Source organism: Streptomyces sp. NPDC056061 (genome assembly GCF_042266885.1).
GTDB lineage: Bacteria > Actinomycetota > Actinomycetes > Streptomycetales > Streptomycetaceae > Streptomyces.
In genome coordinates this window covers 123899-140819 of record NZ_JBHJWQ010000016.1, presented here as the reverse complement: position 1 = coordinate 140819, position 16921 = coordinate 123899, and the positions used below count along the sequence as shown (strand labels likewise).

Annotated in this window: 14 protein-coding genes and 1 pseudogene; 6 read left to right on the top strand and 9 right to left on the bottom strand. The window is 72.3% G+C overall.

The genetic code is table 11. The features are described from left to right. Window positions 1-22: 22 nt before the first annotated feature. The gene (locus tag ACFC79_RS22745) at window positions 23-985 is read right to left on the bottom strand and encodes a serine hydrolase (protein ID WP_376242909.1); all 963 of its coding nucleotides are present in this window, start codon (window positions 983-985) and stop codon (window positions 23-25) included. Between the two features lie 278 nt (window positions 986-1263). Here ACFC79_RS22745 and ACFC79_RS22740 point away from each other — a divergent pair, with 278 nt between their 5' ends. Beyond that, window positions 1264-1644, top strand: coding sequence for a hypothetical protein (locus ACFC79_RS22740; protein WP_376242826.1), 381 nt, complete (start codon window positions 1264-1266; stop codon window positions 1642-1644). A gap of 90 nt (window positions 1645-1734) precedes the next feature. On the opposite strand, the pseudogene ACFC79_RS22735 reads toward ACFC79_RS22740, so the two are convergent. The 5 genes and pseudogenes from ACFC79_RS22735 to ACFC79_RS22715 form a co-directional block, all read right to left on the bottom strand. Further along, window positions 1735-2074 (bottom strand): annotated as a pseudogene (locus ACFC79_RS22735) (thiamine pyrophosphate-binding protein); the annotation flags it as partial. A gap of 21 nt (window positions 2075-2095) precedes the next feature. After that, window positions 2096-3442 (bottom strand): lanthionine synthetase LanC family protein, encoded by a 1347-nt coding sequence (locus ACFC79_RS22730; protein WP_376242824.1) that lies wholly within the window; start codon window positions 3440-3442, stop codon window positions 2096-2098. Between the two features lie 91 nt (window positions 3443-3533). Beyond that, window positions 3534-3680, bottom strand: coding sequence for a hypothetical protein (locus tag ACFC79_RS22725; protein ID WP_376242822.1), 147 nt, complete (start codon window positions 3678-3680; stop codon window positions 3534-3536). Then, on the bottom strand, window positions 3653-6664 hold the full coding sequence (locus ACFC79_RS22720) for a lantibiotic dehydratase (RefSeq protein WP_376242820.1): 3012 nt from the start codon (window positions 6662-6664) through the stop codon (window positions 3653-3655). The genes ACFC79_RS22725 and ACFC79_RS22720 overlap by 28 nt, the downstream gene beginning before the upstream one ends. Before the next feature lies 1 nt (window position 6665). Further along, window positions 6666-7499, bottom strand: a complete 834-nt coding sequence (locus ACFC79_RS22715; RefSeq protein ID WP_376242818.1) for a thiopeptide-type bacteriocin biosynthesis protein — start codon at window positions 7497-7499, stop codon at window positions 6666-6668. 553 nt (window positions 7500-8052) lie between these two features. Between ACFC79_RS22715 and ACFC79_RS22710 the strand changes: the two genes are divergently transcribed. The 5 genes from ACFC79_RS22710 to ACFC79_RS22690 all read left to right on the top strand — a co-directional run bounded on the left by ACFC79_RS22710 (window position 8053) and on the right by ACFC79_RS22690 (window position 12352). Then, window positions 8053-8424 (top strand): toxin-antitoxin system YwqK family antitoxin, encoded by a 372-nt coding sequence (locus ACFC79_RS22710; protein WP_376242816.1) that lies wholly within the window; start codon window positions 8053-8055, stop codon window positions 8422-8424. 289 nt (window positions 8425-8713) lie between these two features. Beyond that, a complete protein-coding gene (locus tag ACFC79_RS22705; protein WP_376242814.1) occupies window positions 8714-9121 on the top strand; it encodes a peptidase inhibitor family I36 protein in 408 nt (135 codons plus the stop codon). A 296-nt stretch (window positions 9122-9417) separates the two neighbouring features. After that, the gene (locus ACFC79_RS22700; RefSeq protein ID WP_376242812.1) at window positions 9418-10575 is read left to right on the top strand and encodes an acyl-CoA dehydrogenase family protein; all 1158 of its coding nucleotides are present in this window, start codon (window positions 9418-9420) and stop codon (window positions 10573-10575) included. Between the two features lie 18 nt (window positions 10576-10593). Next, window positions 10594-11469: an acyl-CoA thioesterase II gene (tesB, locus tag ACFC79_RS22695; RefSeq protein ID WP_376242810.1), complete on the top strand. Its 876-nt coding sequence runs from the start codon at window positions 10594-10596 to the stop codon at window positions 11467-11469. A gap of 145 nt (window positions 11470-11614) precedes the next feature. Next, window positions 11615-12352: an SAM-dependent methyltransferase gene (locus ACFC79_RS22690; RefSeq protein WP_376242808.1), complete on the top strand. Its 738-nt coding sequence runs from the start codon at window positions 11615-11617 to the stop codon at window positions 12350-12352. A gap of 177 nt (window positions 12353-12529) precedes the next feature. Here the strand turns inward: ACFC79_RS22690 and ACFC79_RS22685 are convergent, their stop codons facing one another. From ACFC79_RS22685 to ACFC79_RS22675, 3 genes are all read right to left on the bottom strand, one after another. Further along, complete coding sequence (locus ACFC79_RS22685; protein ID WP_376242806.1) at window positions 12530-13309, bottom strand: phosphatase; 780 nt, start codon at window positions 13307-13309, stop codon at window positions 12530-12532. 82 nt (window positions 13310-13391) lie between these two features. Then, entirely contained in the window at window positions 13392-15005 is a 1614-nt protein-coding gene (locus ACFC79_RS22680) for a DUF6056 family protein (protein WP_376242804.1), read from the bottom strand. Between the two features lie 148 nt (window positions 15006-15153). Continuing rightward, window positions 15154-16641, bottom strand: a complete 1488-nt coding sequence (locus ACFC79_RS22675) for a glycosyltransferase (protein ID WP_376242802.1) — start codon at window positions 16639-16641, stop codon at window positions 15154-15156. Window positions 16642-16921: the final 280 nt, after the last annotated feature.

Here is a 16921-nt window from a genome sequence, read left to right as displayed (position 1 = left end):
GCGAGCGGCGAGTGGCGAGCTGCTACGCGTGCGGCGTCGCGGTGAGCATCCGCACGGCAGGGGCCTCCGGCACCGCGGGCACCGCTTCCTGCGGCGCGGCGGGCGGGACGACGGTCGACGTCTTCTTCGCGGCGACGGCCGGGGTGAGGCCCTTGTGCACGGCGCGGGCGATGGCCTGGACGGTGTTGATGCCGTCGTTCATCGCCTTGTTGTCATGGGTGAGCACGGTGATCGCGTAGTCGTGCCCCTGCCCGGTGAAGGCGCCGATGCTGTGCACCCGCCAGCCGTGGGTGGCGCGCGGCAGCCAGCCGTTCTTGACCTGGACGGTCGTGCCGACCGGCGCGCCGGCCGGGGTGCCCCAGCGCTGCGAGGAGACCACCTTGCGCATCAGCCCCAGCTCATACGTCCGCGAGTTGTCGCTGAGCACGGAGTTCTTGGCGGTGAGCAGGGTCAGCAGCCGCAACTCGTCCTGGGCGGTGATCTGGGTCAGCCCCCAGTAGCCGCCCGAGCCGGGCACGGTGTGCGTCATCCCCGCGGCCTTGAGGAACCCCTCGACCTTGGCCACCCCGAGCTGCTTCCACAGGGCGGTGGTCGCATCGTTGTCGGACTTGGTGATCATGGCCGTGGCGAGGTTGATCTCGCGCTGGGTGAGGTAGCGGTTGTGCTTCTTGTTGTCCCAGAGCAGCGTCGCCAGCACGGTGGCCTTCACGACGCTGGCCGAGTCGTACTTCGTCGTCGCCCGCAGGGAGCAGTTCGTCTTTGTCGTCCGGTCGTAGAGCGCCACCGCCGCGGTCGACTTCCGCCCCTTGAGGGCGGCGGTGATGTCCTTCGACAGCTTGGCGGCCAGCCCCGCCTTGCCGGACGTGCAGGTCACCGTCGGCGCGGCCGCGGCGGCGGGGGTCGCGGCGAACGCCACCGGCGCGAGCGCACCCGCGGCGAGCACGGCGGCGAGCACGGAGCCGAGACGACGGGAGCGGCCGGACATCCGGACGGCGCGAACCGTCCCGTCCACCCGCCCCGTTCGCGTCATTCGCACTGTTCGCGATACTCGACCCATTCGTGACGCACAGACGGTTCGCCGTATTCGTAACGGCCTGGGATGATTCATGCGACTTTTCCCCCTGGATGACTTCGTACGGTGTGCCGCGGCACACCTGACACTGATGACTGCTGACGGACGCAATGGTTGTACACCGCGTACCCGCGTTCCCCGCTCGGCCCTCCCGGGTAGGGATGCCTTCCGTCGACGAACGGGGAGAGACCATGCCGGACGACCGGCCGACCGACGCCCATCTCTGCGGGCAGTTGTACGCGGCCCTGGAGGTGCTCCAGCGGCTGGGGGACGTCGGTTCCCGCGCGCTGGGGCGCGAGGACCTGAGGCTGCGGGCCTCGAAGAGGCCCCGTACGGAGATGACCGTGCCGCTGCACACCGTCGGCAAGTCGCTGTACTGGGCCCGGATGCGGGGCCACGGTGTCGCGGCAGGCGCCGTCTTCCGGACGATCCCCGACCTGATGCCCGCGGCCAAGGATCTTCCGGGCTCATTGACCGCGGATCAGCAGGAGGAGTTCCTCCGGGGCCGACTGGCCCGGCTGGAGACCATCGAGAAGACCGTGGGCGTCGCGGCGGCGGTCACCGGGAGCTGAAGCATTCCGGCCCCGGCGCCCGGACAGGAGTCCCGAGGCGCCGAAGCCCGCGATACCGGCACCCGGGAACGGCCGGGCCGCCCACGGGGGCGTCGGCTCGAACATCCGCAGCGCGGCGGGCAGCACGACCACCGAAGGTCCGGGCGCCGCAAGGGACTTCGTCAAGTCGCCGACGGGCCGCTCCGGGGGCCGTGCGGACGGCGGGGACACCGAACGCTCCGGCGGGGGCGACGAATTCCGGGCGGGCGAGTTCGGTCGCCTCGGCCGCGCCGAGGGCGGCCGGGAACGCGTAGCCGGGGCCACCGGCACCCTGGGCCGAGTGCACGGTGTTCGGGCGGCGGGCATCGAACGCGGACCACGCCCAGCAGGCGGGGATCGTCATGTCCCAGGAGCTGGGGGACGTGTCGGGCAGGGCCTGCCCGACGGCGGCCTTCTCGGACGGGTGTGCCGACTACCGCAGACCGAGGCAGGGCAGCCAGTCGCGCGGGACGTCGTGGGCGGCGGTGAGCAGGGCACTCAGGGCCCCCGGGGCCCCGACGAGCAGACCGGTGCCCGGTTCACCGGCGGCGAGGGCGGCGGGAAGCCGTCGGCCCAGGTGTCCGGCCAGGCGGTCGCGGAGTGCCGCCGCGGCCGGGAGGCGGGCGTGCCGGTGGAACGCGTCCGCCACGGCCAGCACGCCCGCGGCACCGTGGCAGAGCCCGAGCCGGTCGGTCAGTGGCTCGCCGAAGAGGTGGAACTCCTCGTCGTACCGTTCCGCAAGGGTCGTGAACGCGGTCGCCGCCCAATCGGCCGCCGACCGGTCGCCCAGGGCGTCGGCCGCGTCCCACAGGGCCCAGGCGACGCCGGGGGTGCCGTAGCACCATGCCTGGCGGGGCCGCGCCCCGGCCGGAGGCGGGCCGTCGAGCCCGGCGCCGTCCCAGCTCCGGATGGACCGGTCGTCGTCGAAGGACTGCCGCATCAGCCAGCGGGTGGCGCAGCGCAGCGCGTCCAGCAGCTCCGGCCACGGACCGACGCGGCGGACCGCGGCGGTGAGCGCGGTGACGAGTCCGGCGACGCCGTGGCCCATGCCCGTGTTGACCTTGCCCTGCAACCAGTCCGGATACGGGTGCCCGGCGTACCGGCCGGTGCGCAGCCGGCGCAGGTCGCCACTGTCGCACAGCTCCGCCATGTGGGCGGTGAACGGCAGGAGTTGGCTGCGCTTCGGCTGGGTGACGCCGACACAGAGTGCCAGCATCGTGCCGGACGGCCCGCTGATCAGGTCGTAGTCGGACAGGCCGACGTCGACCGACCGCCAGGGGCGGGCCCAGGCCCGGTCCAGCAGGTGGTTGCGCAGCCGGTCGGCGGCGCGATGCAGCGGCGGGTGGAGGCGGGCGCCGAGCCGCAGACCGACGAGGGTCCCGGCCAGCCCTCCGTCGTACAGGCCGGAATGGCAGGCTCCACGACCGATGTTCCGTGCCCACGCAGCCACCGCGCGTCCGGCGCTCGCCACGGCCTCGGGATCGGCCGCCCCCGCCCCTGCGGGGCCGGATCTCTCCGTCGCGGGGCCCGGTGCCCGCACCGCCACGCGGTCGAGCGCCCCCTCCACCGGGCCGCGCCCTTTCGCTGCCGGGCCTGCTGCTTCCGTGGCCGTGCCGCACGGTTCCGTCACCGGGCGGGCGCGCACCTCCGCGACCAGATGGGCCAGTACGGGAATGCCCGGGTCCGGTGTCGCGTGCGCGGCCGCGGAGAAGTCGTCGAGAAGTCGGACGGCGATGTCGAGTGCCGCACGGTGCGGCGGGGCCTGGCTGCCTTGATGCATCGGGACTCCTCGTCGGGGGAGCCACCCGGGAGGGTCCGGGTGGCTCCGGTTCAACTCAACGGTGCACAGACGTCGTCCGGAGAGGGAGCCGTCAGCAGAGGACGGACTCGCAGACGGTCGAGTCGCAGATGAGGATCGAGCACAGCTCGCTGCCGACCGCCTCGACGACGGGCAGCTCGGCGCCGGTGATCCTCTCGTCCAGCTCGTCGATCAGGGTGTCGAGGTCCGTGAGCTCCATGATGGGCATGATGCTTCCTCCTGTCTCCTTGGTGTTTCCTGTTGGGTGTGGACCGCCCCGGCGGCCCCCGCACCGGGTGCGGACGGGCCGGGGACGTCATGGGTGAGCGCGGCGGCGGTGGACACCGCCAACTCGTCGGCGGTGCTGTCGAAGGGGGTCCGTAGCACCAGTCCGGCGGCCACCGGTTCGCCCCGGTGCAGTGCGTCGCGCAGCACCGGCCCCCGCGGTCCGACCGCCGGGCCGGGCAGCATCTCCTCGAAGACCAGCTCGTCGCCGGGCAGCGCGGCGCAGGTCCGCTCGACGACGTTCAGCGCGGTGAGGGCTTCGAGGTCGACCGGCACCGGCTTGGCCTCGAACGCGGGCCGTACGAAGACGAATCGCGGCATCCCGGCGGACCGTCTGAGCGAGGCGAGCACCCGTACCCGGTCGAGGTCCGTGTCGTCCCGCCGCCACAGACGGGTGCGTGGAACCCGCCAGGTGGCCGGGGCGACGACCAGATGCGTGCCGACGATCAACCGCGGTGTGCGGGTGACATCGTCGCACGCGGGGAATGCGGCGGCGAGACCGTCCAGGCGGAGTACGTTCCCCGCCCAGGGGTGCCCGGCGGACAGCAGCAGCCGCACCAGCCGGTCGTACGGCGGCATCGGGTTGCGGGTGGCGTGGTAGACGGGCAGCACCCGCTCGCCGTCCACCTCGGCGACGGTCCGGCCGCCCGACCGCCGCAAGGTGATGCGGTCCAGCGGCAGGTACCGCGGCCCGGACCCACCGGACCCGCCGAACGCACCGGTGTCACCGAGCCCGCAGGACACACCGAACCCGGCGGCCCCACTGACCCCGCCCGGTCCGCCGGGGCCACCGGGATCACCGGGATCACCGATTCCGAAGTACCCGGACGGGTTGGGATCGCCCGTCCACCAGCGGGTCAGCGCGGGGCGGCGGATGGTGTTCGCGGCATGCTCCGTGACCGGCGGAACCAGCAGTTCGACGAAGCGCACACCGGAACGCCGTTCCACGGCGGCCAGGAATTCCCGGTAGGCGTCGGCGGTGTCGTAGCCGCCGTACAGGTTCCGCAGCGCCTCGGTGAACCGGGCGTCGATGATTCCGGCGGGCGATGCCGTTTCCAGTACCGCGACCGGTCCCGACCCGGACAGCGGGCGCAGCAGGCAGTCCAACGGCCAGGGCGGCACCACGTCCTCGGCAGACGGGGCCCCGAGGGCGTCCAGGAGGACATCGTCCACGTCGACCTGCACGCGGTCGCGGCAGGAGGCCAGATGGGCGAGGAGCCGGGCATACCCGGATCGCGGAACACGGGCCGGGTGCCATCCCAGGTATCGGTAGGGCTCCGGCACGGGTGGCAGCGGCGCGTCCGGTGACAGCAGAGTGGCCAGGAGCTCACCGACCGGGCGCGGGCGCTCGTCCAGCTCCTCGATACCCGGAGCCGATGACGTGCCCGATGCCGACGACGTGCCAGGGGTGGCCTCGCGATCGACGCGGCGCAGTTCGGCCAGCCGGTGCGCGGTGCGCAGCGCACGCTGGACGCGGGCGGCTGCCGCGTCGGACACGTGCGCGTCCAGGCGGCGGTAGGAGTCCAGGAACCAGCTGTCCGGCTCGCGGTCACCACGCCCCGTTCCGGACCGGACAGTGCCGCCGGCGGCCGTACCGGATCCGGTGGCTGTTCCCGTCCCCGTCCGCATTGCCGCCCTCGTACCCGCCGCCGTTCCCCTGCCCGGCGCCGCGCCCGTCCGCGCTCTCCTGACGGGATGGGGCAGCAGGCCGGTTCCGGCCGCCCGGCCCGCCGGAGTCCAGGCACTGGCCTCGTGGCGCGGGGCCAGACAGAGCTGGAGCACGCCCAACCCCATCAGATGCGCCAGGAACGCGCGCAGCACACCGGGGGCCGCGGTCGGCAACGCACCCTCCAACTCCGCGATGGTGCACGGGCCTTCGGCGAACGACGTGAGCAGTACGCGCAGCACCCCGGTACGCCGCACCGTCACCTTGCGCAGCCGTCCCGGGTCGCCCGGATCCAGCACGTAGCAGCACAACGTTCCGCCGGAGCCCCCGCCGGCTCCGCCGCCTTCGGTGAGGTACAGGGGGGCGGGCGCGAGCAGGGTCGCCGGGTCGGCCGTGCGCAGGTCCACCGCCCAGGACCCGGTGCGCAGTTCGTGGACGTTCTCCATCGCGTCGGCGGCCAGCGCCTCCAGCACGGCACCGCGGGACAGGAGGCCACCGCCGGACCCGCCCCGTCCGGCACCGCCGCCGCGCACCAGCGGCCCCCCGGCACCGTCCCCCGGCCCCCGGCGGCCGATCGGGACCGGGGCTACCTGCCCCACCCATCCCCGCGGTGTGGTCTTTGCCGCCGCCCGTCCCACGGCCCGCCACAGATACGCGGAACGCTTCCGCAACCGCTTCCCGCTCCAGGACTCGCCCGCCGCCAGACGCGCCGTCACCTCCGCCGCGAGCCCGGGTGTCGCGGCTTCCAGGAACTCCCGCAGTACCGGGCTCGCCGACACCAGCGTCCAGGCCAGCTCGCCGACCCGCGCCCACTCGCCGTCGAGCGCCCTCTCCAGCTCGCCCCGGGTCGCCCGCGCCGACTCGGCGGCCAGACACAACGCCGCGATCTCCCTGCCGAGTTGCGCGGGCACGGCGGCCAGCCCCACCAGGAACCCGTAGTCCGAGGGGCCGGGCGCCGCGCCGGAGTGCAGTCGCCGTCGCAGCGCCAGCACCGCACGGCGCTCGGAGGCCGTCAGGCGCGGGTCGGGGACGACGCGTCCCAGCCGCTCGGCCAGCAGCCGGGCCGTCACGGAATGCCGCTCGACGGTGTCGGCGTGCTCGACGACGCGCCCGAACAGCCCCGATCCGCCCGCGGCCGTCCACGTCGGGAACGGAACACCGGAGGCCCGGACAAGAGCGGTACCGCCCAGCAGTCGCGCACCGGCCACGCCACCACGGCTGTCCGTACGGGAGTTGACGCGGATGTCGACCATGTCAGTCCACCGCCCCGTCGTCCGCCAGGGCCTCGGCGATCAGGCTCTGCCGGGCGGTCGAGAGCCGTCCCCGGTTCCAGTGGAAGATCACGGCATGGGCCGCCGCACGGCGGGGTCCGCGCACCGCCTCACCGGACTCGAAGTAGCCGGTGCGCCAGCGGTCCGCCGCCCGGCGCACCGCCTCGCCGTGGAGTTCCCGCGACGTGCGCCGCCCCTCGGGCAGGCCGTCGGACAGCCGACCCCGCGGCCGTACCCAGTGGGCGCGGATGCCCCGGGCCGCCTGCCGGAGCGCGTCGTCCCGCAACCCGCCGGGCAGGGTGCGCCCGGTGTCCGTGCGCACCGCGTCCCAGACCCCCCGGTGCTCCCAGCCGACGATGTGCAGGCCGTCGAACATCTCCCGGAGCAGTGCCAGGGAGAACCGCCAGTCCGACTGGGCCCGTTCCCCACCGCTCCCGCATCGGGCGTGGTGATCGAGCCAGGCCAGGGAATCGGCGGTGAACAACTCGTGCACCCACGGCATGGACGCCGGTCCGCCGAAGAGATGCGCCTCCGGTTCGTACACCACCCACACCGGAGGCCCGGCCAGCCCGTCGAACTCCTTCAGCCGCCGCCGCAGTTCGGCCCGGAGCAGGACCGTTCCCGCCGGGCCGGGCGCCTGGAAGCGCAGTCTCAGACCCGGCGTCTTGTGCATGAAGAAGAACGCCCGAGCGGTCTGCGCGTCGAGAAGGTCGTACGCGGTGCCGGTGAGCCATTCGTACAGGCACGGCCATGACCGCTGCTGCGGGGACAGATTCACCTGTACCCAGCTCGCCTCCGGGTGCTCCACCCCCAGCATGGGACCTCCGTGTGTCATGGATCGGTCGGGACAGGGCGCCTCGCGGACCGCGGCATGCCGCCGCGGGCCCGTTCGGACATCGGGAGAGGCCCCTGATTCGTGCTGCGACTGATTACGTGATGCGACTGGTTCGTGCTGCGTCGTCCGCGAGTTCGCGGTACGTGAGAGACCGTCCGCGACGTCTGTCGTTGGGGCCTGGTCCGCCGGGCTGCGCCGGGACCGTCCCGCCCTCTCGCCTCGGCCCGTTCGGCTGAACCCCCGGGCCCTTCATCCATCCCTTTTCCCGCTTTGACACCAGCTGAAAGAGATATCGCAATTAGTCCTATCATTGGCGGTTGTGCGCTTGGCGTGGACCGCGGAAGACACGTGTGACCGTGCGCGCCGTCGCACGGACCGGGCAACGCCGGAACCGGGTCGGGCACCATCTCGGCTGTCCGGGCAACATCCCGGCCGGACCGGGCAACATCCCGGCCGGTTCGGTGAACTGCCATGACGATGGCCCGTCGTGGCGACCCGCCGACGTGCCGCCGACAGACGGGAACGGGGTTCACCGATGGTTTCTGCACAACGAATCGACGTGGACGACCCGGACGTCGACATGGACGGCAATCAGCGCTTCCGCTATCGAGGAGCACTCCTCACCGGCGAATTGGCCGAATACTCGGACGGGTGCCTGATCAGCCTGGACGAGTACACCGACGGAGTTCCGGACGGACTGTCCCGCGAGTGGTACCGGGACGGAACGCTCCGCTCCGAGGGGGTCGCGCGGGCCGGACGCGCCGTGGGCGAGTTCAGGGAGTGGCACCCCAACGGGGCCCTGGGCTGCCGGAAATTCTTCGACGGCGCTCCCGCTTCCCTCCGCGAGGAGGAGACCTGGGACGAACACGGCGTCCTGCTGACCTCGTGGCATCGCGACGACGGCTGAACGGAGCCCGCACGACCCGCCGGAACGCGCACGACCGCCGGAACGCGCACGACCCGCCCCGTCCGCGACCCCGGGGTCCCGAACGCTTCCACTCCGACCCCGGGTCACGGACGCGCCACCGGGGCCGGGCCCGGCCCACGGGCTCACGCCGGTGCGCGGCGGGGCACCACGCGCATCCGGAGCCGCTTCGAGCGCCCCACGTCCGCGCCTGTCTGCGCAGGTCACGGCCGTGCCAGGCTGCCGGTGATCGGGGGCTGGTCCCGATCACCGTCAGAGAGAGGTTTCCGTCATGAACCGCTTCACCGCGCTCGCCGTCACCTCGATCGCCATGGCTCTCGGCCTCGCCACCGGCCCCGCCGCCTCGGGCATCGGGACGGCGTCCGCCACGCCCTCCGGAGCCACAGCCGCACCCGCGGCCGCCGCATACAACTGCAGCGCCGGGTACTTCTGCATCTACAGCGACTGGAACGGCGGAGGAACGCGCTGTCAGTGGTCGGACAAGAAGCGGGCGAACACCGCCGACGACTGCTCCTTCATCCAACGCGGCCAGAACGTCCGCTCCGTGTGGAACTCGACGGGACATCGTGTGCAGTACTACACGAAGACCAACTACAACGGCCGCGTCGGTTCCACGGCCGCCGGCAAGGGCGGCAACCTTCAGGGGGACTACCAGATCCGGTCCTTCCAGCCGCAGTAGCCCGGAAGCCCGAGGGGGCGGAAGCAAGGGGACGAAGGGGAACGCTTCGCGCGGGCTCCCTCCGGTAGCGCCGACCGGAGGGAGCCCGTACGCCCTCCCGGCCCGCGCACGCCGTGGGCCGGGAGGGCGGGCGCGTGCCGCTCGTCACCCCGGGCGGGCGACCCTGGACAGCAGCGGTGACCGCCGGGTAACTTCTGACATCATCTGAGCAAGCGCTTAGCCGACCCGGCCGAAGCCCGTTTCCCGGGTCCGGGATCCCGGCTCGCAGCCGTCCGAAGTCGACCAAGGAGACACCCGTGCGCCGTACGGTATTCAACGAGGACCACGAGGCGTTCCGGGAGACCATCCGCGCCTTCATCGAGGCCGAAGTCGTCCCGCACTACGACGAGTGGTTCCAGCAGGGCATCGTCCCGCGCGAGCTCTACGGCAAGCTCGCCGAGCTGGGTCTGTTCGGCATCAACGTGCCCGAGGAGTTCGGCGGCGCCGGCCTGGAGACGCACAAGTTCGAGGCCATCCAGTACGAGGAGACCGCCCGCGTGGGCGTCACCTTCGGTGGGTCGGGCGTGCACGTGCTGCTGGCTCTTCCGTACATCAAGATGCTCGCCACCGAGGAGCAGAAGAAGCGCTACCTGCCGAAGTTCGTCTCCGGCGAGGAGATGTGGGCGCTCGCGATGACCGAGCCGGGCACCGGCTCCGACCTGGCGGGGATGAAGACCACCGCCAAGCTCTCGGACGACGGCACGCACTACGTGCTCAACGGTTCCAAGACCTTCATCACGGGCGGCGTCCACGCCGACCGCGTCATCGTCTGCGCCCGCACGTCCGCGCCGACCGCCGAGGACCGCCGTTTCGGCATCTCGCTGTTCGCCGTCGACACCACGTCCGAGGGCTACTCGATAGGCCGCAAGCTCGACAAGCTCGGCCTGCGCACGTCCGACACCGCCGAGCTGGCGTTCGTCGACGTGAAGGTGCCCGTCGCGGACCTGCTCGGCGAGGAGAACAAGGGCTTCCACTACCTCGGCCAGAACCTGCCGTCCGAGCGCTGGGGAATCGCCTTCGGTGCGTACGCGCAGGCCAAGGCCGCGGTGGCGTTCGCCAAGCAGTACGTCCAGGACCGTACGGTCTTCGGCAAGACCGTCGCGTCCTTCCAGAACACCAAGTTCGAGCTGGCGGCCTGCCAGGCCGAGGTGGACGCCGCCGAGGCCGTCGCCGACCGCACGCTGGAGGCCCTCGACGCGGGTGAGCTGACCGCCGCCGAGGCCGCGTCCGCCAAGCTGTTCTGCACCGAGGTCGCGCACCGCGTGATCGACCGCTGCCTCCAGCTGCACGGCGGCTACGGCTACATGAACGAGTACCCGATCGCCCGTCTCTACGCGGACAACCGGGTCAACCGCATCTACGGCGGCACCAGCGAGGTCATGAAGTCGATCATCGCCAAGTCCATGGGCCTGTAGAGCGGCCACGTCCTTCCCATGAGCACGGCACTCGACTCCCTGCTCGATCTGCTCGACCTGGAGCGGATCGAGCAGGACATCTTCCGGGGCACCAGCCGTTCGGCGGTCATCCCCCGGGTCTTCGGCGGCCAGGTCGCGGCCCAGGCCCTGGTGGCCGCCGGGCGTACCGTCCCCGCCGAGCGCACCGCCCACTCGCTGCACGCGTACTTCCTGCGCGCGGGCGACCCGGGCGCGCCGATCGTCTACAGCGTCGACCGCATCCGGGACGGGCGGTCCTTCACCACCCGCCGGGTCGTCGCCGTCCAGCACGGGCAGCCGATCTTCCACCTGTCGGCGTCGTTCCAGACGTACGAGGAGGGCCTGGAGCACCAGGCGGACATGCCGCCCGCCCCGGACCCGGAGACACTGCCGACGGCCGCCCAGATGCTGCCCCGGTACGCGGACCGCTTCAGCGATCCGCAGATCGTGGACCGGCTGATCGAGGCGCGCGCCGCCGTCGACCTGCGGTACGTGGACGCGCCGCCGTTCGCCACGGCGGGCGAGCCGCGCGAGCCCCGGTCCCAGGTGTGGTTCCGCACCAACGGCAAGCTCGCGGACGACCCGCTGCTGCACGTCTGCATGGCGACGTACGTCTCCGACATGACACTGCTCGACTCGGTGCTGCTCGCCCACGGGCGCGGGGGCTGGGCGATCGGCGACGTGGTCGGGGCCAGCCTGGACCACGCCATGTGGTTCCACCGGCCTTTCCGTGCCGACGAATGGCTGCTGTACGACCAGGAGTCGCCGTCCGCGTCCGGCGGGCGCGGGCTCGGGCAGGCCCGCATCCACACGCAGGACGGCCGGCTGGCAATCAGTGTCATCCAGGAGGGCGTGGTCCGCGTCCCCCGGACCTGACGGCAGCACCGCCCCGCCCCGCCCGCACCGTGTCGGAGCCATCCGCCCGTGGCGGGTCGGGGCGGGCGGCCCCGGGTGCTTCCCCGTCACCGGGAGAGGGCGAAATCCGGATGCGCGACCGGAACCGCGCTGAGACGCTGCGGCGATGAATCATGAACAGCTCTCCGGGATCGCCCACACCCACCACCCGATCAAGGCCCCGCTCGGCGACGAATCGGTACGGCATCTGCTGGACCACGGGCTGCCGCGCGGCGACGAGCGCGTGCTCGACCTCGGCTGCGGCGGCGGGGAATGGCTCCTGCGCGCCCTGGACACGCGTCCCCGGCTGCGTGCGGAGGGCGTCGACGTGTCCGAGGACGCGCTGGCACTCGCCCGCCGGAACGCATGCGGGCGCGGCATCGAGGAACGTCTGGTGCTCCACCACTGCGGCGCCGAGGAGTTCTCCTCCCCGCACGGCTTCGACCTGGTGCTCAGTGTCGGGGCCGCCCACGCCTTCGGCGGGCTGCTGCCCACGCTCGCGGCGGCACGCGAACACCTGGCCCCCGGTGGCCGGGTGCTGATCGGCGACGGGTTCTGGGAACGCGAGCCCTCCCCCGAGGCCGTGGAGATGCTCGGCGACTTCGCCGACCTGGCGACCACGGTGGACCGGGTCGTCGCCGCCGGGTGGACGCCCGTGCACGGCCACGTCAGCACCCGCGCCGAACTGGACGCCTACGAGTGGGCGTGCTGGGGCACGCTGGCGTCGTGGGCCCTGGACAACCCGGCCGACCCGGAGAGCCGGCAGGTGCTCGAAACCGCCGGCACCCGGCGCTCCGAATGGCTGCGCGTCTACCGGGACTCCTTCGGCTTCGTCAGCCTGGTCCTGCGCCGGACGGCCGACTGACCGGCGTCCCGCCCGCACGGTCCCGCCGTCCGGCCGCCCCCGCAGCGCCCGGTGCCGGGGCGGCCGGACGGCGGGCGACGGAACGACGAGCGGCCGGACCGCGACCGGTCGGACCGTGAACAGCCGGACCGTGAACAGCCGGACGCCGAACGGCCGGGCCGTGCGGGCCGCCGGTCCTCAGAGCAGCCCGGCCGCACCCAGCAGGTAGTCCGTCAACGGGTCGTAGAAACGCGGGTCGAGCACGTGGTCGTCCAGGGGGACGGCCACCTGGAGGGTGCCCTCCGCCTCGCCGAGGAACAGCGCCGGGTCGTTGCAGTCCGCGTAGCCCACCGCATCCAGCCCGCGCTGCGCCGCGCACCCCGCCCAGCCGTGGTCGGCGACCACCAGGTCCGGCAGCGGGCGGCCCTCCCGTTCCAGGCCGTCCAGGATCGCCGCCATCGGGGCGGGCGAGTGGGTGTGCCAGAGCGTCGCCCCGCGTTCCTGCACCGCGACGTCCGCGAACTGGAACACCATGCCCTCGTCGGCCACCAGCCCCGACGGAATCCGCACGATCTCGCAGCCGGCGGCCCGCAGCGCCTGCGCGGTCTGCCGGTGCACGTCGAGCAGACCGCCCGGGTGCCCGGTCGCGAACAGCACCCGCTCCGCACCCGCCGCCGCCTTCCGCAGCCGCGCGGCCATCCGCTCCAGGGCGTCGACGGTCAGCTCCGGGTCGATGGTGTCCTGCCCGAACCGGTGCTCCGGGTCGTCGTTGACCCCGCAGCGCTCGGCCATCACCGCCAGCACGTCCTGCTCGTCGCGCCACCGGTCCCCGAGCTCCAGACCCAGCCAGTAGTGGCGGTCGCCGTTGGCGAGCTTGCGGTAGTGGGAGAGGTTGTTGTCGCGCGGTGTGGCCACGTTTCCGGCGATGCGCGTACGCACGAGGTGGTCGACCAGGGCGGCCCGGCTGGGTATCGGCATGAACCCATTGTGCCGTCAGGTGTGCACAGTGTGCCCGGATCTTGATCCGACCGTGGTCGTCATGTGGCCGTCGCGTGCCCGCTCAGGGCAGCCGCGTCGAGTACGTGATCTTCTTCAGGTGGTAGTAGCGGGCGACGCACTGTCCCGGCCACAGCCGCTTGCCGTGGTCGCCGAACGGCTCCCCCATCGCGGCGACGGACACGGGCGTGTACGGGAGCACCTGGGCCCCGCGCGCCGCCCCGTCCCTGAGAAAGCGGTCCTGGCGATCCCAGCGCTGGGCCCGCACGTCCATCTGTTGTTCGAGCCGGAACAACGGCACGGCGAGCCCGACGCAGGTCAGCACGCACACCGCCGCGGCGCCGACGGCCAGGGCCGTCACCGTGCGCGTCCCCGGACGGCGGGCACGCAGGGCCCGTCCCAGCAGGGCTCCGACGCAGACCAGGAGCAGCACGTACAGCAGCAGGAAGTCGCCCCAGATACGCGGCGCGATGGCCACGCTCGTCCCGAAGGCGGGGTAGGCGACGACGGTGCACAGGTATCCCGAGACCAGGAACGCGAGAAATCCGGCGAGGAGGGGAAGCAGGGGACGGCGGACCAATGGCCCGTCCGGTCGGCTCCCGTCGCCGCGGCTGCGCGGCCCCTCGTGGCGTCGCCCGTCTCGGCGTTCCCCCTCGCGACGCACCAGCAGCCCCAGCAGGACGCCGACCGCGACCGCCCCCAGGTACTGCCAGGTGGTGAGGACGGTCCCCAGGATCTGTCCGAACCCGCGCCCCGCCGCGAGCAGGGCGTCCGGGCCGAACATGGACGTGGAGTCGGCGCCGAACCGCTCGCGCCGGGTGCGGGCCCCCGGTGACAGGTACAGGATGGCCGCCCCGGCCACGACTCCGGCGAAGGCGACCCCGCACCAGACGCGGGCCCGGGTCCGGTCGGGCCCGGGGACCGCCCAGTGGCTGAGCAGCAGGCCGGTGACGAGCAGCACGAGGGCGACGACCGCCGTCTCCTCCGACAGCGTGCCGATGAAGACCCCGGTCACCAGCGCGGCGCCCAGCGCGAGGGCCCAGCCGCGGCGGGTGCGGGCGCGCAGCAGCGGGATGACGGCGAGGCAGGCCAGAACCGGTGCCATGGTGTGGGAGACCGAGGAGGCGGGCCAGTAGAACGTCTTGTACGGGTTCGGCGTCGCCAGGAAGAAGATCACTGCCGTCGTCGCCGCCACGAGCAGCGCGAGTCCGCGCGGCGCGGTGAGCCGGGCCCTGCCGAGCGCCGAGGCGATCAGCGCCCAGAGGATGCCCAGCATGACGATCCCGCTCACCGGGGCGAACCACTGGTGCCCGGCGACGCCGAAGGCCCCGTACGCGATGACCATGAGCGCGTTGGCGAGACGTCCGTTGTCGTGGAGGTAGAACTTCGCGATCATGCCGGAGGCGCCCTCGTCGCGGATCACCGGGAGGAAGCACCAGTCGTCCGCTCCGGGGCGGACCAGGCGGCCGATCCAGAACGCCGCGCCGAGCAGGGCGAGCGGCACCAGGGTGAGCGCCACCGTCCCGGCCGTCGCGCGCCGCCGCGCGGAAGGGGAACCGGAGCCGCGGCCCGTGCCCGCGTCCGCGCCCGTGTCGTCGTCCGGGCCGGGCGTTCCCTCGTCTCCCGGTCGGTCGTCCTTCCGCCGGTCGTCGGTCGTCTTCGGCGTTTCCGCGGTCATGCGTGCTGGTGCCTTCCGTACGGTGCTCGCGTCGTGCGTCGGGGGAAGTCGGGCGGAGGGTGCGCGTCGGGGGGCGGGCGCTCGGGCGATGCGGGGAGGCAGACGGTTCGGGGAGAGGGACCGGGCGCCAGGGGTCGGGGATCGGCGGTCAGGGGCCGGTGTTGCCGGTGCTGCTCCCGGCCAGGGCGGCGCGCCGCCGGGTCCGGTCGGCGCCGGAGTCGATGGCCCAGCGGGCGAGCAGGAAGGAGCAGGGGGTGGCGATGATCCCGGCGGCCAGAGCGGCGACGTTCTTGCCCAGGCCCAGTCGGCTCACGCCGAGATAGAGCAGCACGCCGGTGAGCACGAGGTTGACGATGCTCGACAGCGGATACCGGAAGAGCGCCTGCCAGGTCGGCCTCGTGCGGCAGGTGAGGTACGAGTTGAGCAGGAACGAGCCCAGGACACTCACCGTGTAGCCGATGACGTGCGAGGCCAGATAAGGGATCCAGGTGTTCAGCGTGACGTACACCGCCAGGTATACCGCCGTATTAATGATTCCGATCGCCGCGAAAATGATGAACTGACGCACGGTACGGAATCTGGATGCACCGATCGCGGTCGCCCCGACGGGTCTCGGACGCGGCCGCCTCGCCGTGGGCCCGGGCGGTTCCGTACGGTTCGGCTCCCGAATGCGACTCGGCTCATGAATACCGGCCGCTGTTGTTTTCGGTGATTCGTTCGTTTCACGGACGACATAATGCGGGCGGTGTTTCGTCTCGCAGTAGATGCGCCCCACGTATTCGCCGATGATGCCGAGCGTCGCGAGCTGGATTCCGCCAAGTGCGACGACGGCGGTCAGCAGGGTGGTGTAACCGGGAACGCCGACGCCGTGCAGCGCCGCTTCGGTGATGATCCACAGGGCGTATCCCAGCGCCGTGAGCGCGAGCGCGAGGCCCATGTGGATGGCGAGGCGCAGGGGGCGACTGTTGAAGGAGATCAGTCCGTCGATCCCGTAGTTGAACAGCCGTCTGCCGCCCCACTTCGAACGTCCCGCCGCACGCTGGATGTTCTGGTAGGTGAAGCTGACGGTGTCGAATCCGATCCAGGAGAAGATCCCCTTGGAGAACCGGTTCGTCTCGGGCATCGCGAGCACGGCGTCCACGGCGTCGCGCGACAGCAGCCGGAAGTCGCCCTCGCCGTCGACGACCTCGACGTCCATGCACCGGCCCATGGCCCGGTAGTAGGCGGTGCTGAGGAAGGTGCGCACGGCGCCCTCGCCCGTGCGGTCCCGTCTCGCGACGACCTGGTCGTAGCCGCACCGCCGCAGCTCCAGCATGCGGGGCAGCAGTTCGGGCGGGTGCTGGAGGTCGGCGTCCATGAGGACGACGGATTCCCCGCGGGACATGCGCAGCCCCGCGAGCATGGCGGCCTCCTTGCCGAAATTACGGCTGAAGGAGGTGTAGCGGACCCGACGGTCCGCGGTGGCGAAGGAACCGATCCTGTTTCTGGTCCGGTCGCTGCTGCCGTCGTCGACATAACAGATCTCGAAGGTACGCCTTGTCGGTTCGAGGGCGGAGACCAGCGTGCGGTGAAATGCCTCGATCACCTCGTCCTCATTGAAGCAGGGGACAACGACCGAAACCTGACATGCTTTCATTCACATTCCCCATCGGGCGTGGCGGGTCAGCTCAAACCATATGCCCGGGGAACACCGCGACACCCCGACCGACAGCCCCCGCCGAGGAAAAGGAAAAGGAATACAGGAAGGGACGCCGTCCCTCGCCCGGAGTAATTCACGCATGCACGGACGGGCCGGCCCCCTCCCGGAACGCCCCGCCCGGGACCGCCCCTCCCGGGCCCCGCCCTCGCCCGAACGCCCCACCGGCGTACCGCCGGACCGGGCGCGCCACCGGAACCGCGAGGTGGCACCGGCGCCG